This window comes from Streptomyces sp. NPDC002564 (genome assembly GCF_042889645.1).
GTDB lineage: Bacteria > Actinomycetota > Actinomycetes > Streptomycetales > Streptomycetaceae > Streptomyces.
Genome location: NZ_JBIARE010000006.1, coordinates 358,751 through 376,606, shown reverse-complemented (window position 1 = coordinate 376,606; position 17,856 = coordinate 358,751). Strand labels below are relative to the sequence as shown.

Here is a 17,856-nt window from a genome sequence, read left to right as displayed (position 1 = left end):
GGGTGCGGCAACCAAGTTCGCGGACACGGCGCTGGACGTCGGGGACGGGCGGGCGTTCGTAGCCGCGCTGCGGGCGGTGGAGCTGAGCGACCCGGCCGCCTGAGGGTGCGGCCACCCCTTAGCCCCTTGCCCAGCACCCACGAGCCTGCCCCCTCTTTCCCCTCCCCCCTCAGCCGAACTGCACCGACCTCTTCGCCAAACCCATCCAGAAGCCGTCGATCACCGTGCGCTGGGTGCTCAGGTCGGACGCCGCGTCCGAGGCGCCGAGGGTGACGAAGAGGGGGGCGAAGTGTTCCGTGCGGGGGTGGGCCAGGGTGCCCGCCGGGGACTTCCGCGTGAAGTCGAGCAGCGCGTCCACGTCGCCCGCCTCCAGGGCCTCGTGGCCCCAGGCGTCGAACTCCGCCGACCAGGAGGGGATGCCGCCCTGGCGCAGCGCCGCCAGGTTGTGCGTGAAGAAGCCGCTGCCGACGATCAGGACGCCCTCGTCGCGCAGCGGGGCGAGCTTGCGGCCGATGTCCATGAGGCGGCGCGGGTCGAGGGTCGGCAGGGATATCTGCAGGACGGGGATGTCCGCGTCCGGGTACATCTCCACCAGCGGCACGTACGCGCCGTGGTCGAGCCCGCGGTCCGGCACGTCCTGCACGGGGGTGCCGGGGGCGTGCAGCAACTTCCGTACGGACGCGGCGAGTTCCGGGGCGCCCGGCGCGGCGTAGGTGACCTGGTAGTAGTGCTCGGGGAAGCCCCAGAAGTCGTACACGAGCGGCAGCGTGCCGGTGGCGGAGAGCGCGAGCGGGGCCTCTTCCCAGTGGGCGGAGACCATCAGGATCGCCGTGGGGCGCGGCAGGTCCGCCGACCAGGCGGCGAGCTCGCCGGGCCAGACCGGGTCGTCGGCGAGCGGCGGGGCGCCGTGGCTGAGATACAGGGCGGGCATGCGGGTCATCGCGCACCTCCGGGCGGTCGGCCCCGCGCGGCGCGGGACGTCGCACGGAGGTCGTATTGCTTGAAGTCTCAAGCTTTATGGGACAACCCTACGCGTGGTTTGTTCAAGATTCAAGGAAGGGCCTCGTAGAGTGGGGTGCATGGATACGGCAGCGACCCCTCCCCCGGCCGACGAGCCGCGCTGGCTGGACGGCGACGAGCAGCGCGTCTGGCGCAGCTACCTCCAGGCGACCACCCTTCTCGACGACTTCCTCGACCGGCAGCTGCAGCGCGACGCGGGCATGCCGCACATGTACTACGGCATATTGGTCCAGTTGTCCGACGCCCCCCGGCGACGCCTGCGGATGACCGAGCTGGCCAAGACGATGAAGATCACCCGGTCCCGGCTCTCGCACGCGGTCGCGCGCCTGGAGAAGAGCGGCTGGGTGCGCCGCGAGGACTGCCCCTCCGACAAGCGCGGCCAGCTGGCGATCCTGACCGACGAGGGTTTCGAGGTGCTGCGCAGGACCGCGCCCGGCCACGTCACCGCCGTCCGCCAGGCCCTCTTCGACCGGCTCACCCCGGAACAGCAGAAGTCCCTCGGCGAGATCATGACGATCGTCGCCGAGGGACTTCAGCCCAAGGAGGCCGGGGCGGACCTCCCCTGGCTCCGCTAGGCGGCCGTGCGGCCGGCCGGTGGTCCCGGCCGCGCCCGCGGCCGGGTCGGTGGCCGGGTCAGTGGGCCATCACCGGGACCTTCAGCTCGTCCTCGGCGCCGTCCGCCGAGCCGCCGGAGGCCGCCGGGCCGCCCTGGTGGCCCGTGGTGATGAAGGTCGCCGCGATCAGCGCGGAGACCACCAGGATGCCGACCGCCCACCAGATGGCGCTGGTGTAGCCCTCGACCATGGCCTGCGCCTGGAGCAGCTTGGGGTTGGTGGCACCGGCCGCGTGGTCCGTGAGGTACGCGGTGGTCGCCGAGGCGGCGATGGTGTTCAGGAGGGCGGTGCCGATGGCGCCGCCGACCTGCTGCGAGGTGTTGACCATCGCGGAGGCGACACCCGCGTCACGGGCCTCGACGCCGTGCGTGGCCAGCGACATCGCGGGCATGAACGCCGTACCCATGCCCAGGCCCAGCATCAGCTGCGCGGGCAGGATCAGACCGGCGTACGAGGTGCCGATCTCCAGCTGCGTCAGGAGCAGCATGCCGAGGCCGGCGAGCAGGAAGCCCGGGGCCATCAGCAGCCGCGGCGGGACGCGGGTCATCAGGCGGGCGCCGATCTGCGTGGAGCCCGTGATCATGCCGACGATCATCGGCAGGAAGGCGAAGCCGGTCTTGACCGGCGAGTAGCCCTTGACGATCTGCAGGTAGTACGTGAGGAACAGGAACAGGCCGAACATCGCGATGACCGCGAGGCCGAGCGACAGGTAGACACCGCCGCGGTTGCGCTCGGTCAGCACGCGCAGCGGCAGCAGCGGCGACTTGACCTTGGCCTCGGTGAGGACGAACGCGGCGAGCAGCACGACGGACGCGACGAACATCGTGATGGTCACGCTGTCCGACCAGCCCTCGGACTCGGCGCGGGTGAAGCCGTAGACCAGCGCGACCAGGCCGAGCGTGGACAGGACGACGCCGGGGATGTCGAGCGGCGAGCGGTTGCGGCCGCCGGCCGGCTCACGGATGACGAAGTACGCGCCGAGGGCGGCGATCACCGCGAACGGGATGTTCACGAAGAAGGTCCAGCGCCAGTTCAGGTACTCGGTGAGGAAGCCGCCGAGGATCAGGCCGACGGCGCCGCCGCCACCGGCGATCGCGCCGTAGATGCCGAAGGCCTTGGCGCGCTCCTTGGCGTCGGTGAACATCACCGCGAGCAGCGACAGGGCGGCGGGCGCGAGCAGCGCGCCGAAGACGCCCTGCAGGGCGCGGGCGCCCAGCATCATGGCCTCGCCGGTCGCGGCGCCGCCGAGCGCGGAGGCCGCGGCGAAGCCGATCAGGCCGGTCACGAAGGTGCGCTTGCGGCCCCACAGGTCGGCGATGCGGCCGCCGAAGAGCAGCAGGCCGCCGAAGGCGAGCGCGTAGGCCGTGATGACCCACTGGCGGTTGCCGTCGGATATGCCGAGGTCCTGCTGGGCGGAGGGCAGCGCGATGTTCACGATGGTCGCGTCGAGCACGACCATGAGCTGCGCGAGGGCGATGAAGACGAGCGCTTTCCAGCGGTTGGCGTCTGGCCCCGCGTCGGGCTTGAGAGCTGTTTCGGACATGGGTGTGGCCACCTAGCGGTATGGAGTGGTGAAACGTACGGAAAAAGCTGAAAAAGGGGACGCACGCACAGACGTGACGTCCGGGCGCCGGCAGTGCGGGGTGCCGGTGCGGCGGGGAGCGGCGGGTCAGTCCTGTCGGAGGTCCTCCAAGGTCGCCGCCTCCCCCGGGAGCTCGGACCGGGCGGGTGCCATCAGGCCGTCGAGGAACAGCTGCAGATGGCGGTGGATGAAACTGTCCATGTTCACGCAGGCCGTGCCCGGCAGCGGGCGGGTGAGCTGGGAGAGGGCGACCATCAGGTCTCCGACGGCGATGTCGGTGCGCAGCTGCCCGGCCGCGCGGGCCCGCTCCATGAGGCCTTCGATGGACTGTTCCAGGCGCTCGCGGGCGTCGAGCAGGTCGGGGTGGAAGGGGTCGAAGTCGGCCGCGAGCATCGGGCACATGGCGCCGATCCGCTCGTCGACCGCGGCGTGCACGAAGGTGCGCAGCGCCGTGAACGCGGCGCCCTCGTCGGCGTCCGCCGTCGCGATGCCCCGCTCGGCGAGGTCCGCGACGCGGTCGGTGACGTGCAGGACGACCTGGCGCACCAGCTCGGCCCGGTCGGCGAAGTGCCGGTAGACCGTGGCGTTGCCGACGCCGGCCCGGCGCGCGACCTCGTCGAGGGGTACGTCCGAGCCGTACTCCACGAACATCTCGCGTGCGGCGACGACGATCCGCTCCCTGTTGCGCTGGGCGTCGGCCCGCGGGCGGGGTGCGCGGCGCTGCGGGGCGGTGGCGGTGTCCACGGCTGCTCCTCGGTGCGTGGGACGGGCGATGCGGGGAGCCACTCCCCGTTTCGCGCGGACACAGGTCTAAACGGGGAGACAGTCCCCGGATATTTCCCGCTCCCGCATCTCATTCCTGTGACCTGAGTCACAGGCCGCCGGGCGAGAAACCCACGATCGGTCCACCCAGCGAGCGCCCGCGCACCCCCCGGCACAGGGTGATCGGACAGGGTGCAGCCGGGACGGGCGGCTGCCGCGGACCGGAGGGCCATGCATGCAGCAGCCGATCTGGCGGCAGATACGCCCAGCACGTCGCGGTGTCGCCCTGGCCTCCGTCACCGCGCTCGCGCTCGCCGTCACCACGTCGGCGAGCACCGGACGGCTGATGGAGGAGTCGCCGGCCACCGCCGGCCCGGTGTCCGTGGCCCGCAGCACCGCGCTCGGCCCCTGCATGATCAGCGGCACGATGGGCGTCCAGATGTCGGAGGGCGTGCCCACACCGCCCGGCTACGCACGCTCCACCGGCACCGTCCGGGCCCTGAACCTGATGGTCGACTTCTCCGACGCCCCCGGGCAGGGCAGCGCGATGGACCGGCTCGCGGAGTTCTTCCCGCAGACCTCGCAGTGGTTCCGCACCAGTTCCTACGGGCGCCTGGACTACCGCCCCGAGTCACCGGTGCCGGACTGGCTGCGGATGCCCAAGCCCTTCGCCGCGTACGGGATAGAGCGCGGCGCGCCGTTCGACCCCGGCTATCGCGAGCTGGTCGAGGACATCGTGGCGGCCGCCGACCCCGACGTGGACTTCCGTACGTACGACCTCGTGAACATCCTGATCACCCCGAACGCGGGCCCCTCCGCCCTGGACACCGTCCTGTCGGTGACCTTCGCCGGCAACCACGAGGCGCCGGTCGCGGACGGCGTCCCGGTCTCCAACGCCTCGTTCGTCTACAGCCGTCAGGACGACGGCTCCGGCAGCTACCGCGAGACGGGCTACCGGGTGCTCCCGCACGAGAACGGCCACGTCTTCGGCCTGCCCGACCTGTACACGCAGGACGGCGGCGGCGCGGTGGGCCACTGGGACATCATGAGCGAGGACTGGGGCGCCAACAACGACCTGCTGGCCTGGCACAAGTGGAAGCTGGGCTGGCTCGACGACGACCAGATCAGCTGCGCGTCGGGCTCCGGCACCAGCGAGCACGTCCTGTCGCCGCTGTCCCGCACCGGCGGCACCAAGCTGGCCTTCGCCCCGCTGACCGAGAAGACGGGGTACGCGGTGGAGGTGCGCACCGCGGGCGGCAACGACGAGGCGGTGTGCAAGCCGGGTGTCCTGGTCTACCGGGTGGACGCGGACATCGACACCGGCCACGGCCCGGTCACGGTCTCCGACGCGTCGCCCGACAGCGGGGGCTGCACCCGCCGCCCCAATGTGCACGCGGAACTCTCCGACGCGCCCTACGGCGTGGGCGAGACCTTCACCGACCGCAAGACGGGGGTCCGGGTGACGGTGGCGGGAGTGACCGACCAGGGCGACTACCGCGTGCACGTCACGCGGCCGTAGCCGCGCCGGGCACGGTCCGGCGCACCTGCCGCAGGAACGCGGCGTTGTCCGGGGTCTTCTTCAGCCGGTCGAGCAGCGCCTCCAGGGAGCTCTGCCCGTCCCGGCCGCCCAGCGCGCGCCGCAGCCCGCGCACGGCGGTCAACTCGCCCTCGCCGACGAGCAGTTCCTCGCGGCGGGTGCCGGAGGGCGTGATGTCGACGGCGGGGAAGACGCGCCGGTCGGCGAGGGTGCGGTCGAGCCGCAGCTCCATGTTGCCGGTGCTCTTGAGCTCCTCGAAGTAGTAGTCGTCGGCGCGCGATCCCGTCTCCACGAGCACGGTGGAGAGCATGGTCAGGGAGCCGCCCTCCTCGGCCAGGCGCGCGGCCCCGAAGAGCCGCTTGGGCCCCTGCACGGCGGCCGCGTCGACCCCGCCGCTGAGCGTGCGCCCGCTGCCGGTCGCGGCATTGTTGTACGCCCGGCACAGCCGCGTCAGCGAGTCGAAGAGCATGACGACGTCACGCCCCTGCTCGACCATGCGCTTGGCGCGCTCGACGGCCAGTTCGGCCAGGGCGATGTGGTCCTTGGCGGGCCGGTCGAAGGTCGAGGCGAGCACCTCGCCGTGGACCGAGCGCCGCATGTCGGTGACCTCCTCGGGCCGTTCGTCGAGCAGGACGACCATGAGGTGGCACTCGGGGTGGTTGCGGGCGACCGCCGCGGCGATCTGCTGGAGCAGCACGGTCTTGCCGGTGCGCGGCGGCGCGACGATCAGGCCGCGCTGCCCCTTGCCGACGGGGGCGACGAGGTCGACGAGGCGCCCGGAGAGGGGCCCGCCCTCGGTCTCCAGGCGGAGCCGCTCGCGGGGGTGCAGCGGGGTGAGGTCGGCGAACCGCGGCCGGCCGCGCAGGGTGCCGACGGCGTGGCCGTTGACCCGCTCGGCCCCGGCGAGCACGCGGGGCCTGCCGCAGACGCCCTCGACGAAGTCGCCGGAGCGCAGGCCGAGTTGGCGGACGACGGCGGCGGGCACCTGCACGTCGTGGGAGGCCGGCAGGCACCCGGGCCCGCGCAGGAACCCGCGGCCGTCGCGGCCGATGTCGAGAACTCCGGCGCACGCGTGGGCCGTTGAGCCGGTACGGGAAGTGGATGAGGTCACAGGGGTTTCGGTGAGTGTGGCAGTCATGGCAGTGGGTCCTTTCGCGATGTACGCGGGAGAGGCCCGGCGGGGCGGACATGACACGCCCCCGGGCGGAACGCTGACGAGCAGCGACAAGAAGGCCGGAACGGCCTGCGGAACCCGGAGAACCGGGAAGAAGGAGTGGCAGTACGGGCGCCCCGACCAAGGGGGCGTTCAGCCGCCCCACGAGAAGAAGGGGCGCACCCCCACGAGAGGAGGGCGAACACTCGTACTGCTTGCAAGGTAGCACACACCCCACCGAACGCCACGGGCCGAAAGTCCCCCACCCCCCAACACACCGACGGGGAAGACCCATTGCCCCCCCCGGCACAAGACAGGCCCACCCCCATCCCCCCCCACTCACCCCCCTCGCCCCCAGCAAGCCTCACCCTCCCGCCATACGTTAGGTTAGCCTTACCTAACGAACTGGGGGAGGTCGCTCACGCATGCCAGAGCACATACGGAACGAGTCGGAGGCCGACGGCGAGTTCGCCGGGCGTACGGCTCTGGTGACCGGCGCCGGCCAGGGCATCGGCGCGGCCGTGGCCACCGCGCTCGCCGCCCGGGGCGCGCACGTGGTCGCCACGGACCGCGACGCCCACGGCATCGACGAACTGGCCGCCGCGTCGAGAGGCGCGAGCGGCACGGTCACGCCCCGCGTCATGGACGTCACCGACGCCGCCGCGGTGGCCTCGGTGATCACCGGCATCGTCCGGGACCACGGCGCCCTGGACCTCCTCGTGAACGTGGCGGGCATCCTGCGCTCCTCCTCCGTGGCCGAACTCACCGACGCCGACTGGGCCGAGACGTTCGCGGTGAACGCCACGGGCGTCCTGCACACCTCCCGTGCCGCCGCCTCCCACATGACGGCGCGGGGCGCCGGCTGCATCGTGACCGTCGGCTCCAACGCCGCGGGCATCCCGCGCACCGGCATGGCCGCGTACGCCGCGTCCAAAGCGGCCGCCGCCGCCTTCACCAAATGCCTCGGCCTGGAGATCGCGCGCAGCGGCGTGCGCTGCAACGTCGTGGCGCCCGGCACCACGGACACCGCGATGCAGCGCGCCCTGTGGCCGGACGACGCCGCCCCCGAGGCCCCCGCCGGGGTCCTCGACGGCAACCTGGAGACGTACCGCACGGGCATCCCCCTGGGCCGCATCGCGACCCCCGGGGACATCGCCGAAGCGGTCGTCTTCCTCGCCTCGGACCGCGCCCGCCACATCACGCTCCAGGAGCTGTACGTAGACGGCGGCGCGACTCTGCGCTGAGCGCACCGGGCGGCACCCGCGACGGACGCCCCACCGGCCCGCACCCGCGAACCGGCCGGAGGGGACGTGGGGGTATGTGCGCACGGAGCACCGAGCCCACAATGCCGTCTTTGTTCGTGCAGCGGGGCGCAGGGATAGCGAGTACGCACATACCCCCGCGGCCCCGCCCCCCGACGAACCCCGAGGCGCACGACAGCCCACCCCAGCACCACGACACCACCGCACCACAGCACCACCGAGCCCGAGCCCGAAACCCGAGCCCGAGCCGCAACCGCACACGCACCCGCAACCGCACCCACACACGCACCCACACCCACACACGCACCCACACCAGCGCCCCACCCAAGAATTGGAGCTCCTGTGTCGACGGCACCCGAGGTCGCCCCGCACGTCACGACGGCCGAGCAGGCCCATCCCGTCGTAGGAGCGGCCACCGCGCTCCTCGCCGCCTACACCCCGGGCGAGCGCTTCCTGGCGACACCGACCCGCACCCTGCTCACCGACGGCGCGCACGCCGAAGTACCGCACGACGACAGACCGTTGCCGCAGCGCGTGGCCGCCGCCCTGGCCGCCGCCCGCCGCGCGGGCGTGTCCGAGCCGCACGTGATCGGCGCGGTCCCCTTCGACCGCACCGCACCGGCAGCCCTCACCGTCCCCGCAGCCCTGCGCACCGCTCCCCCGCTGGCCGCGGACCCGCTGATCGCGCTGCCCGTGGAGACGCCGGACGCCACCGGCTGGCGGATCCGCCCGGTGCCCGCCCCCGAGGAGTACGGCGCGGGCGTGGCCGCCGCCGTGGACCGCATGTGGCGCGGCGACTTCAGCAAGGTCGTCCTGGCCCGCACCCTCGAACTCACCGCGCCGGGACCGCTGGACCTCCCCGTGATGCTCCAGCGCCTGGCCCGCCGCGACCCCTCCGGCTACACGTTCGCGCTGCCGACCGCGCCGGGCCGCACCCTCATCGGCGCGAGCCCCGAACTGCTGGTGTCGCGCCGGGGCGACCAGGTCGTCGCGAACCCCCTCGCGGGCTCGACGCCCCGCAGCGACGACCTCGCCGAGGACGTGCGCCGCGCCGCCACCCTCCTGGAGTCCGCCAAGGACCTGCACGAGCACTCCGTCGTGGTGGACGGCGTGCACCAAGCGCTCGCCTCGTTCTGCACCGGCCTGACCGTCCCGGCCCGCCCCACCCTGGTGCGCACCGCGACGATGTGGCACCTGTCCACCACGGTGACCGGCACGCTCACCGACCCGGACGCGTCCGCCCTCGAACTGGCCGTCGCGCTGCACCCCACCCCGGCGGTGTGCGGCACGCCGACGGCGACCGCGCGCGAGGTGATCCGCGAGACGGAACCCTTCGACCGGGGCTTCTTCACCGGCGTGGTCGGCTGGGGCGACGCGAACGGCGACGGCGAGTGGGTCGTGACGATCCGCTGCGCCGAGGCCGAGGAGCGCACGTTGCGGCTGTACGCGGGCGCCGGCGTGGTCGCCGCGTCCGACCCGGCGGCGGAGACCGCGGAGACCGGCGCGAAGTTCCGTACGTTCCTGAACGCGGTGGGAGCACAGCTGTGAACACGACGACCCCCACGGCCGAACACCCCACCTGGCCGAAGGAGTTCGCGGCCCGATACCGCGCCGCGGGCTGGTGGCGGGGCGAGACGTTCGGGCAGATGCTCCGCGAGCGGGCGGCCGCGCACCCTGACCGGGTGGCGATCGTGGACCCGGGTTCGAGCCCGGGCCGCCGCTGGACGTACGGCGAACTGGACCGCCGCGCCGACCACTTGGCCGCGGGGCTGCTCGCCCGCGGCATCGGCAAGGGCGACAAGGTGGTCGTGCAGCTGCCGAACGTCGCCGAGTTCTTCGAGACGGTCTTCGCGCTGTTCCGCATCGGCGCGCTGCCGGTCTTCGCGCTGCCCGCGCACCGCCTGACGGAGATCCGCTACTTCTGCGAGTTCACCGGGGCCGCCGCGTACGTCATCCCGGCCGAGCTGGGCGGCTTCGACTTCCGCGGGCTCGCGGCGAAGGTCGTCGAGGACGTCCCCACGCTGCGGCACGTGTTCGTGGCGGGCGGCGACCCGGGGCCCTTCGAGGCGCTGTCGGCCGTGCCCGCCGAGCCGACCGCGATCCCGGCCCCGCCCGGCCCCGCCGACCTGGCGTTCCTGCAGCTCTCCGGCGGCAGCACGGGCGTGCCGAAGCTGATCCCGCGCACTCACGACGACTACATCTACTCGCTGCGCGGCTCGAACGAGATCTGCGCGGTCGACGAGGACAGCGTCTACCTCGTGGCGCTGCCCGCCGCGCACAACTTCCCGCTGTCGTCGCCGGGTTCGCTCGGCGCGCTGTACGCGGGCGCCCGGGTGGTGCTCTGCCCGCAGCCGGGCCCCGAGGCCGCCTTCCCGCTCATCGAGGCGGAGGGCGTCACCCTCACGGGCCTGGTCCCGCCGCTCGCCCTGCTCTGGACGGAGGCGGCGCCGGCGTCCCCGTACGACCTGAGCAGCCTGGAGGTGCTCCTGGTGGGCGGCGCGAAGTTCAGCGAGGAGGCGGCCCGGCGGGTGCGGCCGGCGCTGGACTGCACGCTGCAGCAGGTCTTCGGCATGGCGGAGGGGCTGGTCAACTACACGCGCCTGGACGACGACACGGAGACGATCGTCACCACGCAGGGCCGCCCGATCTCGCCGGACGACGAGATCCGGGTGGTCGACGACGAGGACAACGACCTGCCGGCCGGCGCGACGGGCCACCTGCTGACGCGCGGCCCGTACACGATCCGCGGCTACTGGAAGGCGCCCGAGCACAACGCGCGTTCCTTCACCGAGGACGGCTTCTACCGCACGGGCGACGTGGTGCGGGTGACCGGGAGCGGCCACATCGTCGTCGAGGGCCGGGCCAAGGACCAGATCAACCGGGGCGGCGAGAAGATCGCGGCGGAGGAGGTGGAGAACCACATCCTCGCGCACCCCGCCGTGCACGACGCGAACGTGGTCGCCGAGCCCGACCCGTACCTGGGCGAACGGACCTGCGCGTACGTGATCCTGCGCGCGGGCGCGGAGCCGCTGAAGCCGCTGGCCGTCAAGAAGTTCGTACGGCAGCGGGGGCTCGCGGCGTACAAGGTGCCGGACCGGGTCGAGTTCGTGGAGGTGTTCCCGCAGACGGGGGTCGGCAAGATCTCGAAGAAGGACCTGCGGGCGGCGTCGACGGCATCCGAACCGACCACCCCGCCCACGCCCCCGGCCCCCTGACCCGCGCCACTCCCCTTCCGCCCCTTCTCCACTCCTCCCCGCGCTCCCCGCGCCCTCCGCACCCCCGCACCTCCCGCACCTCCCGCACCTCCCGCACCTCCCGCACCTCCCGCACCTCCCGCACCTCCCGCACCTCCCGCACCTCCCGCACCTCCCGCACCTCCCGGAACGGAAGTCCCCACCACCATGGCCCTCCCCGCCATCACCCCCTATCCCATGCCGACGGCGGCCGAGCTGCCGGCCAACCGCGTCGACTGGAAGGTCGACCCGTCCCGCGCCGTACTCCTCGTCCACGATCTGCAGAACTACTTCCTGTCGGCGTACGACCGCACGGCACCGCCGGTTCCCGAACTCCTCGCCAACGTCGCGGAGTTGAAGCGCACGGCGGACCGCCTGGGCGTCCCCGTCGTGCACACCGCCCAGCCCGGCGGCCAGACGCCCGCCGAGCGGGGCCTCCAGCAGGACTTCTGGGGGCCCGGCCTGCCGGACGACGCACACGCGGCGGCGATCGCCGCGGAGATCGGCCCGGCACCCGCCGAGACGGTCCTCACCAAGTGGAAGTACAGCGGCTTCGTGCGCACCGACCTCCTGGAGCGGATGCGCGAACAGGGCCGCGACCAGCTGGTGATCACCGGCATCTACGCCCACATCGGCGTGCTGATGACGGCGTGCGACGCGTGGATGCAGGACATCCGGGCGTTCCTGGTGGCCGACGCGGTGGCGGACTTCTCGGCCGACGACCACGCGATGGCGCTGCGCTGGGCGGCGGGCAAGTGCGCGGTGGTCACGACGGCGGAGGCGGTGTTCGGGGAGAAGTGAGTCGTGCGGGCCCCACGCCGGGGCCCGCCTCCCTCACCTCGCGCAGTCGCCGCCCGCCACGGGCCCCTCGCCCCGGCCGCCCGCGCCGTCCAGGGAGGCGGTGAGGCGGTCGAGCCGGGCCCGCAGGTCGCGCACCTCGTCGAGCGAGAGGCCGGTGGACTCGGCGATGGCGCGGGGCACGGCCCGGGCCCGCTCGCGCAGCGCGCGGCCCTGTCCGGTGAGCCGGACGGCGACGGACCGCTCGTCCTCGACGCTGCGCCGCCGCTCGACGTGCCCGGCCGCCTCCAGCCGCTTGAGCAGCGGGGACAGCGTGCCGGACTCCAACCGAAGGCGCGCGCCGATCTTCTTGACGGGCAGCTCGTCGTGCTCCCAGAGCACGAGCATCACGAGGTACTGGGGATAGGTGAGCCCCAGGTCCTTCAGGGCGGTGCGGTAGACGCCGTTGAAGGCGCGGGCGGCGGCGTGCAGCGAGAAGCAGATCTGATCGTCGAGCCGGAGATAGTCCTCTGCCTCTTGATCCCCCCGATCCCCCAGCACCGAGTCCGCCCCCATCTGCGCCTCCGTCTCCATCTCCATGCCGCAAGGCTACAACGCCACTCCCCATACACGATTAAGTTGTGCACAACTTAATCGTGTGCTTCACTCTTGTTGCACCTGAAACCGAGGACGAGGATCGAGGCTCACCATGGACGCGCTGTACACCGCCGTAGCCACCGCCAACGGCCGCGAGGGCCGTGCCGTCAGCTCCGACGGCCAGATCGACCTGCAGCTGGGCTTCCCCGAGGCCCTCGGCGGCAACGGCAAGGGCACCAACCCCGAGCAGCTCTTCGCCGCCGGCTACGCCGCGTGCTTCGCCAGCGCGATGGGCAACATCGCGCGCCAGGAGAAGATCGACGTGTCGGAGGTCTCGGTCACGGCCGAGGTCAGCATCGGCAAGGACACGGACGGCGGCTTCGGCCTGTCCGTGGTCATGCGGGCCGAGCTCCCGGACCACCTCCAGGGCCCCGCGGGCGAGGAACTCCTGAAGAAGACGCACGCGTTCTGCCCCTACTCCAAGGCGACCCGCGGCAACATCCCGGTGGACCTGGTCATCGAGTAACCACGGCCACCCCGGACCCCCGCCCGGCCCCGGCCCCCAACCCCCCACCCCCGAATTGACCACCCGCTACACTGACGGCGGTGACACCGTCCACCCGACGGCCGCCACCACGCCTTCGTAGCTCAGGGGATAGAGCACCGCTCTCCTAAAGCGGGTGTCGCAGGTTCGAATCCTGCCGGGGGCACACCTTTCACAACAGGTCAGAGCGTCGCGAAGGCCCCTCGTTCGTCTGAACGAGGGGCCTTCGTCATGTCTGGATGCCACATCGATGCCACATAGCCGCCGCGCTCGGCGCGTTCCCCTGTGCGACCTGGTGTGACAGGTGGACCCGGCTCGGGAGCCGGGCCCTGGTCGTCATCCGGCAGGGGTGCCTGAGCCCGGACACATCTCGCGGCCGCCCCCGTTCGGCTGGTGAGGAGGCATCGCTTCGCCGGGCTCGACCCCGGAGTAGGCGCCGCAGTGCTGGCAGACGCCCGAGCACTGGCCCGGGTCGAATCGGTGGCCGTGATCACACATGAGCAGTTCTCCCTTGCACGGTGGGTTGGTACTGACTGCCGTGGTGCACTCCGCCGCTCGACCGAGGGCCTGCGGGGAGGGTCAGATCTTGCGGACGAACGTCCTCTCGCCGTTGTGCCATCCGATGGTGACGCCGTGCCCGTCGCTGCCCTCGCGCGCCGACCAGACGTCGAGCGAGGCGATCTCGGGGGACTCCGCGGCACCGATCACGCTTGCCAGCCACGCATCCGGCGCCCCGGTCACCGGGGCCGCCTCGAAGGACGCGGGCGTGCCCTCGACCGGTGCGGTGACCGCATCGTGCTTGGCGCCCTCGGCGAGCTGGCCGATGACCTGCCACCGGGTGTCGCGGCCCGCCACGGTCAGCGCCAGGCCGTAAGGGTGCTGGGTGTCGCCCGCCTCGGCGAGTGTCTGCACGCGCTGCACGTCGGCGGCGTTCTTGAACAAGTCGACGGCATAGTCCTGAAAAGCGGCGGGGCGCATATGTGATCAATCCTCTCGTGGCGGCCCGGCAAGTCTATGAGCGGGCACCGACAGAAGCGCGGCGCCTTCGGTGATCCCGCCACACGACCGTGCCTGCGGCGTGCGCGCCCGCAACTCCTCACTACTCTCGGGCGGCGGCTTTCGACAGGCGCACGCGCAGAAACAGCCGACCCTGGGCCACGGTCGAGCGCCCCTGGTCGACAGTCAGCGGCATCGTGCCGCACTCGTGTGGCTGATCGACCGCCTTGTCCGTCATGGAGCACTTCCGGTCCCGGCCTGTACTCCTGGCCGGGTGGCGAGGCGGGCGGCCCGTAGCGCCCGCCGGACCCGGGCCCCCTCCGGGCAGTCCTCCAGCGCCTGGCAGGGAGGGCAGGCGTCGATGTGGTTCAACTGCAGGACGTACGCCTCCTGCGCTCGCCGCTCCTGCTCGGTCATCTCCCCGACGCTCACCGCAGCCGCCCCGGCCGCCGCGCGGACTCCAGCAGCGCGGCCACGCCCTCGATCCCACACAGATCGCCGGGCTCGCGAGGTGGCACCGCCCAGTGCAGGCCGACGGGGCCACGCATGTCGCTCGCGGGCACGGTCAGGTAAGCGCCGTCCCCGAGCATCGCGGCGACGCTTCGGTACTCCCACCGGTCCACGGGCTCGACGAGCGCGTAGTAGGCGTGCTGCGCGGAGTTGTAGATCACCGGTCCGTCGAGGAGCTCGGCGAGCATCGCGGTCACGGCCTCGTGGTCTGTCGTCCCGGCGGCCTCGCGGACCAGCCGTCCCGGCAGGAGTACGCAGTTGAAGCGCGAGCCGAGCGGCAACAGCGCGAACCCGGCCTCCGCCCACTCCCGGTGGGCCTGCTGCGGTGCTGCCTGCGCGCGGGCCAGCCAGTCGAATGCAGCTGTCGCTGCGACTTTGCCTGCTGCCTCGTTCATCCGAATGCCTCCGCGGGAATCGGTGATCACCGGTGAACGCACCGTAGGGCGAGGTAGAACAGAGGTGGGCACGCAAAGTGCGTGCCCTGTTCCAGGAGCACGCCATGGAGACTGGACCCATCGGCCGACACGTCGCCTACTGGCGGGAACGGCGCGGCTACACCCAAGCGGACCTCGGCCGACTCATGGGGCAATCGAGGCGCTGGGTGCAGGACTTCGAAGGTGGCAAGCGCCAAGCAGACCCTCAGCTATCGGTCCTGATGAGAGCGGCTTCCGCGTTGCACATCTCCCTGGAGCAGCTCTTGACCATCGGCCCACCAGATGCCCCCGTGGGCAGGGACGCACCAGTCGAAGTCCTCGCCGTCATCGACGCCATGTACCAACACGACGCCCTCGCAGGCATCACGGCGCCCGAGGGAGACCCCCCGCCAGCAGAGCAACTCCAGCAACGTCTCACCTACTGCTGCGAAGCGTTCCAGGCCTGCCACTACGGAGCCCTGGGGAAGCAGCTCCCGGACCTGATCGTGCACACGCAGCGAGCCGCAGCCAGCGCGACAGCAGACCGCGAGTGCGAGGCACACGCCCTGCTCTCACGCGTCTTCCAGCTCACCGCCTCGTTCCTCCACAAGTACGGCGAGGACGCCGCCGTGCAAGCCGCCGTCGTCGCAGACCGTGCGCTCACCGCCGCCGAGAGATCAGGCGACCCCGTGCAGATCGGCGCCGCGGCCCGCAGGGTGTCCAAGAGCCTCATCTACCAGGGCCGGCCACAGGCGGCCGTCGACTTCGCGGCGTCGGCTGCACGACGCCTGGCCCAAGATCTCACTGCCTCGGGGCCGCTCGGACTGTCGACCCTGGGCATGCTCTATCTCAACGCGGCCGTGGCCGCCTCGTCGCAGCCGCGATCAAGCGCCGCGGTGAACACCGCCACCGGCTACGTCGATGAAGCCGGTGACGTAGCAGATCAGCAGGGCCGCGACCTGAACGAGGACTGGACGATGTTCGGGCCAACCAACGTCTCCCTGTACCGCGTTGACGTCCTCGTACGCTTCGAGGACGGCTGGTCAGCGCTGGAGACCGCGAGCAGCGTCGGGCCTGCGGAGCTCAGCGAGATGACGAAGGAACGGCGCGCACAGCACCACATCACGAAGGCACGCGCCGCGCTCTTGACTCGCCGCAAGGAAGATGCCGAGCGCGAGCTCATCGAGGCAGAGCGACTCGCCGAGGAGGAGGTCCGCGGGCGCCAGAGCGTCATCAGCCTTGTGCAAGATCTACTCGGAGCGACGCCCGTGCCGAGCGGGCGGTTGCGTGCTCTGGCGCGGCGGTGTGGACTCCCCGCATGACCCGAGGAGTTCTGTACCTGATTGCCTGTGCAGCAGGCCCGACCCAGTACATCGACCACGGCATCCGAGAGGCGCAGGCTGAGGGCTGGGACACCTGCTTGATCCTGACTCCATCCGCTGCCCGCTGGTGGGCGAGGCGTCTTCCGGATCTGGAGCAGCTGACGGGGCATCCCGTGCGCTCGGAGTACAAGCTCCCCGGCGAGACCGATGCCCTGCCGAAGGCCGACGCGATGCTCGTGGCGCCGATCACCAGCACGAGTCTGAACAAGTGGGGCGCCGGAATCGGGGACACCCTGGCCATCGGGCTCGTCTCGGAGTGCGTGAACATGGGTGTCCCCGTGGTGGTGATGCCCTACTTCAACCAGGCGCAAGGTGCCCAGCCCGCGGTGAGGCGAAGCATCGAAGCTCTGCGCGAGCAGGGCGTCCGGTACCTGGATGGGGCGGACGGCTACGAGTCACATCCGCCGAAGAACGGGGACCCGCAGAGTTTCCCGTGGCGCCGGGCGCTCGCCGCTCTGCCCGACGCCCGGGCATGACGAAAGGCCCCCCGAAGGCAGCAGCGCCCAGACTCGAAGTTCAGCGGTCGATCAGATGTGCGTCACGCCGGATCGGGCTCAGGAACCACCCCGCCCAACGGGCCGCCACGAGCAGGATCGAGCACTCGGCAGCTATGACACTGACCAGGGAAAACAGCGCCGGACAACAGCGTCGAGCACGGCCGTCGTGCGTGCGCGGACCCCAGACCCGCCCGGCGTGACATACTTGATGTATGGCAACCCGGAAGATCACCATCACCGTGCCGGAAGAGCTGGTGGAATCGATCAAGGAGCGTGTCGACTCCCGCGGCGTGTCCGGCTACATCGCGGCCGCTGCCGCTCATCAGGACGCCATGGACCGACTGCGCGAACTGGCCGGGCGACTCGAGGAAGAACACGGCGCCGTGACGGACGACGAGCAGCAGGCAGCACTGGACCGCATCGCCGCCATTGACGGCTGGCATGACGAGCAGCGTCCGCCTTCGGACGAGGCCGCGTGAGCCGCACCCCCCGGGCGAAGCTGCACCGCCCGCGACAGCGCGTCTTCGTATTCGACTCCGAGGCTCTCTCCAAGGCTGTCCAGGGCGATCGGGAGGTGACTGCGCTGATCAAGGCGACGCCGCGGCTCGACATCCCGATCGTCACCTCGGCGCTCACGACCCTGGAAGCATGGGACCCCCGCGATACGTCGAGGCAGGCACTGTGGAACTGGACGTTGTCCCGGATCCGCGTCGTGCACACGGACGACCAGGTGATCGCCCTGGCACGCGACATGCTGAAGACAGCGGGCCTGCACGGGCACAAGTACGCCATCGACGCGGTTCTGGCGGCCGTGGCCGGGCGGGAAGCCGCGCAGGGAGCCGAGGCGACCGTCTTCACCTGCGACACCGACGGCATGAACCAACTCCTCGCGGGACACTCCGTGCGCGTAGAGAAGGTCTGACGAGACACCCCTCAGCGATGGGTTCCCGCCCGCCCCGGAGCCCGTGCCCCGGCCC

19 protein-coding genes and 1 tRNA gene are annotated in these 17,856 nt (G+C 71.8%); 12 read left to right on the top strand and 8 right to left on the bottom strand.

The window, feature by feature from the left end:
- Positions 1-169: 169 nt before the first annotated feature.
- Positions 170-940 carry a dioxygenase gene (locus tag ACFYXE_RS23330; protein WP_389315206.1) on the bottom strand — a complete coding sequence of 257 codons (771 nt, stop codon included), beginning with the start codon at positions 938-940 and terminating at the stop codon, positions 170-172.
- A gap of 139 nt (positions 941-1,079) precedes the next feature.
- Between ACFYXE_RS23330 and ACFYXE_RS23325 the strand changes: the two genes are divergently transcribed.
- Entirely contained in the window at positions 1,080-1,595 is a 516-nt protein-coding gene (locus ACFYXE_RS23325; RefSeq protein WP_389315204.1) for a MarR family winged helix-turn-helix transcriptional regulator, read from the top strand.
- A 58-nt stretch (positions 1,596-1,653) separates the two neighbouring features.
- Here ACFYXE_RS23325 and ACFYXE_RS23320 read toward each other — a convergent pair whose 3' ends face one another.
- Positions 1,654-3,177 (bottom strand): MFS transporter, encoded by a 1,524-nt coding sequence (locus ACFYXE_RS23320; RefSeq protein ID WP_389315202.1) that lies wholly within the window; start codon positions 3,175-3,177, stop codon positions 1,654-1,656.
- A 126-nt stretch (positions 3,178-3,303) separates the two neighbouring features.
- Complete coding sequence (locus ACFYXE_RS23315; protein ID WP_389315200.1) at positions 3,304-3,960, bottom strand: TetR/AcrR family transcriptional regulator; 657 nt, start codon at positions 3,958-3,960, stop codon at positions 3,304-3,306.
- A gap of 253 nt (positions 3,961-4,213) precedes the next feature.
- Here ACFYXE_RS23315 and ACFYXE_RS23310 point away from each other — a divergent pair, with 253 nt between their 5' ends.
- A complete protein-coding gene (locus ACFYXE_RS23310) occupies positions 4,214-5,497 on the top strand; it encodes a M6 family metalloprotease domain-containing protein (protein WP_361177522.1) in 1,284 nt (427 codons plus the stop codon).
- On the opposite strand, the gene rho is transcribed toward ACFYXE_RS23310, so the two are convergent.
- Positions 5,484-6,653, bottom strand: coding sequence for a transcription termination factor Rho (gene rho / locus ACFYXE_RS23305; protein WP_389315198.1), 1,170 nt, complete (start codon positions 6,651-6,653; stop codon positions 5,484-5,486). The genes ACFYXE_RS23310 and rho overlap by 14 nt on opposite strands.
- A gap of 440 nt (positions 6,654-7,093) precedes the next feature.
- Here rho and ACFYXE_RS23300 point away from each other — a divergent pair, with 440 nt between their 5' ends.
- The 4 genes from ACFYXE_RS23300 to ACFYXE_RS23285 all read left to right on the top strand — a co-directional run bounded on the left by ACFYXE_RS23300 (position 7,094) and on the right by ACFYXE_RS23285 (position 11,964).
- Positions 7,094-7,912, top strand: a complete 819-nt coding sequence (locus ACFYXE_RS23300; RefSeq protein ID WP_361177518.1) for a 2,3-dihydro-2,3-dihydroxybenzoate dehydrogenase — start codon at positions 7,094-7,096, stop codon at positions 7,910-7,912.
- A 360-nt stretch (positions 7,913-8,272) separates the two neighbouring features.
- Positions 8,273-9,478: an isochorismate synthase DhbC gene (dhbC, locus tag ACFYXE_RS23295; protein WP_389315196.1), complete on the top strand. Its 1,206-nt coding sequence runs from the start codon at positions 8,273-8,275 to the stop codon at positions 9,476-9,478.
- Positions 9,475-11,145 carry a (2,3-dihydroxybenzoyl)adenylate synthase gene (locus tag ACFYXE_RS23290; protein WP_389315194.1) on the top strand — a complete coding sequence of 557 codons (1,671 nt, stop codon included), beginning with the start codon at positions 9,475-9,477 and terminating at the stop codon, positions 11,143-11,145. The genes dhbC and ACFYXE_RS23290 overlap by 4 nt, the downstream gene beginning before the upstream one ends.
- Before the next feature lie 186 nt (positions 11,146-11,331).
- On the top strand, positions 11,332-11,964 hold the full coding sequence (locus ACFYXE_RS23285) for an isochorismatase family protein (RefSeq protein WP_361167654.1): 633 nt from the start codon (positions 11,332-11,334) through the stop codon (positions 11,962-11,964).
- A gap of 33 nt (positions 11,965-11,997) precedes the next feature.
- Here the strand turns inward: ACFYXE_RS23285 and ACFYXE_RS23280 are convergent, their stop codons facing one another.
- On the bottom strand, positions 11,998-12,516 hold the full coding sequence (locus ACFYXE_RS23280) for a MarR family winged helix-turn-helix transcriptional regulator (protein WP_389315548.1): 519 nt from the start codon (positions 12,514-12,516) through the stop codon (positions 11,998-12,000).
- 133 nt (positions 12,517-12,649) lie between these two features.
- Here ACFYXE_RS23280 and ACFYXE_RS23275 point away from each other — a divergent pair, with 133 nt between their 5' ends.
- A complete protein-coding gene (locus ACFYXE_RS23275; RefSeq protein ID WP_389315191.1) occupies positions 12,650-13,063 on the top strand; it encodes an organic hydroperoxide resistance protein in 414 nt (137 codons plus the stop codon).
- Positions 13,064-13,174: 111 nt separating this feature from the next.
- Positions 13,175-13,247: transfer RNA gene (locus ACFYXE_RS23270), tRNA-Arg, on the top strand.
- Between the two features lie 413 nt (positions 13,248-13,660).
- On the opposite strand, the gene ACFYXE_RS23265 is transcribed toward ACFYXE_RS23270, so the two are convergent.
- The 3 genes from ACFYXE_RS23265 to ACFYXE_RS23255 form a co-directional block, all read right to left on the bottom strand.
- The gene (locus ACFYXE_RS23265) at positions 13,661-14,023 is read right to left on the bottom strand and encodes a hypothetical protein (protein ID WP_389315189.1); all 363 of its coding nucleotides are present in this window, start codon (positions 14,021-14,023) and stop codon (positions 13,661-13,663) included.
- A gap of 157 nt (positions 14,024-14,180) precedes the next feature.
- Positions 14,181-14,315: a hypothetical protein gene (locus ACFYXE_RS23260; RefSeq protein ID WP_389315187.1), complete on the bottom strand. Its 135-nt coding sequence runs from the start codon at positions 14,313-14,315 to the stop codon at positions 14,181-14,183.
- 190 nt (positions 14,316-14,505) lie between these two features.
- Complete coding sequence (locus tag ACFYXE_RS23255) at positions 14,506-14,982, bottom strand: hypothetical protein (RefSeq protein ID WP_389315185.1); 477 nt, start codon at positions 14,980-14,982, stop codon at positions 14,506-14,508.
- A gap of 104 nt (positions 14,983-15,086) precedes the next feature.
- On the opposite strand from ACFYXE_RS23255, the gene ACFYXE_RS23250 reads away from it, so the two are divergent.
- From ACFYXE_RS23250 to ACFYXE_RS23235, 4 genes are all read left to right on the top strand, one after another.
- Positions 15,087-16,322: a helix-turn-helix domain-containing protein gene (locus ACFYXE_RS23250; RefSeq protein ID WP_389315183.1), complete on the top strand. Its 1,236-nt coding sequence runs from the start codon at positions 15,087-15,089 to the stop codon at positions 16,320-16,322.
- Positions 16,319-16,858, top strand: a complete 540-nt coding sequence (locus tag ACFYXE_RS23245; RefSeq protein ID WP_389315181.1) for a flavoprotein — start codon at positions 16,319-16,321, stop codon at positions 16,856-16,858. The genes ACFYXE_RS23250 and ACFYXE_RS23245 overlap by 4 nt, the downstream gene beginning before the upstream one ends.
- 233 nt (positions 16,859-17,091) lie before the next feature.
- Complete coding sequence (locus ACFYXE_RS23240) at positions 17,092-17,358, top strand: hypothetical protein (RefSeq protein WP_389315179.1); 267 nt, start codon at positions 17,092-17,094, stop codon at positions 17,356-17,358.
- Entirely contained in the window at positions 17,355-17,801 is a 447-nt protein-coding gene (locus ACFYXE_RS23235) for a hypothetical protein (protein ID WP_389315177.1), read from the top strand. Before ACFYXE_RS23240 ends, ACFYXE_RS23235 begins: the two co-directional genes overlap by 4 nt.
- Positions 17,802-17,856: the final 55 nt, after the last annotated feature.

What these genes read in the sequence shown, in the direction of transcription:
- ACFYXE_RS23245 (WP_389315181.1), top strand. Translation starts at nt 16,319, where the DNA reads ATGACCCGAGGAGTTCTGTACCTGATTGCCTGTGCAGCAGGCCCGACC.
- ACFYXE_RS23310 (WP_361177522.1), top strand. Translation starts at nt 4,214, where the DNA reads ATGCAGCAGCCGATCTGGCGGCAGATACGCCCAGCACGTCGCGGTGTC.
- ACFYXE_RS23260 (WP_389315187.1), bottom strand. Translation starts at nt 14,315, where the DNA reads ATGACGGACAAGGCGGTCGATCAGCCACACGAGTGCGGCACGATGCCG.
- ACFYXE_RS23300 (WP_361177518.1), top strand. Translation starts at nt 7,094, where the DNA reads ATGCCAGAGCACATACGGAACGAGTCGGAGGCCGACGGCGAGTTCGCC.
- ACFYXE_RS23275 (WP_389315191.1), top strand. Translation starts at nt 12,650, where the DNA reads ATGGACGCGCTGTACACCGCCGTAGCCACCGCCAACGGCCGCGAGGGC.
- ACFYXE_RS23325 (WP_389315204.1), top strand. Translation starts at nt 1,080, where the DNA reads ATGGATACGGCAGCGACCCCTCCCCCGGCCGACGAGCCGCGCTGGCTG.
- ACFYXE_RS23320 (WP_389315202.1), bottom strand. Translation starts at nt 3,177, where the DNA reads ATGTCCGAAACAGCTCTCAAGCCCGACGCGGGGCCAGACGCCAACCGC.
- ACFYXE_RS23285 (WP_361167654.1), top strand. Translation starts at nt 11,332, where the DNA reads ATGGCCCTCCCCGCCATCACCCCCTATCCCATGCCGACGGCGGCCGAG.
- ACFYXE_RS23330 (WP_389315206.1), bottom strand. Translation starts at nt 940, where the DNA reads ATGACCCGCATGCCCGCCCTGTATCTCAGCCACGGCGCCCCGCCGCTC.
- ACFYXE_RS23255 (WP_389315185.1), bottom strand. Translation starts at nt 14,982, where the DNA reads ATGAACGAGGCAGCAGGCAAAGTCGCAGCGACAGCTGCATTCGACTGG.
- ACFYXE_RS23280 (WP_389315548.1), bottom strand. Translation starts at nt 12,516, where the DNA reads ATGGGGGCGGACTCGGTGCTGGGGGATCGGGGGGATCAAGAGGCAGAG.
- ACFYXE_RS23240 (WP_389315179.1), top strand. Translation starts at nt 17,092, where the DNA reads ATGGCAACCCGGAAGATCACCATCACCGTGCCGGAAGAGCTGGTGGAA.
- rho (WP_389315198.1), bottom strand. Translation starts at nt 6,653, where the DNA reads ATGACTGCCACACTCACCGAAACCCCTGTGACCTCATCCACTTCCCGT.
- ACFYXE_RS23250 (WP_389315183.1), top strand. Translation starts at nt 15,087, where the DNA reads ATGGAGACTGGACCCATCGGCCGACACGTCGCCTACTGGCGGGAACGG.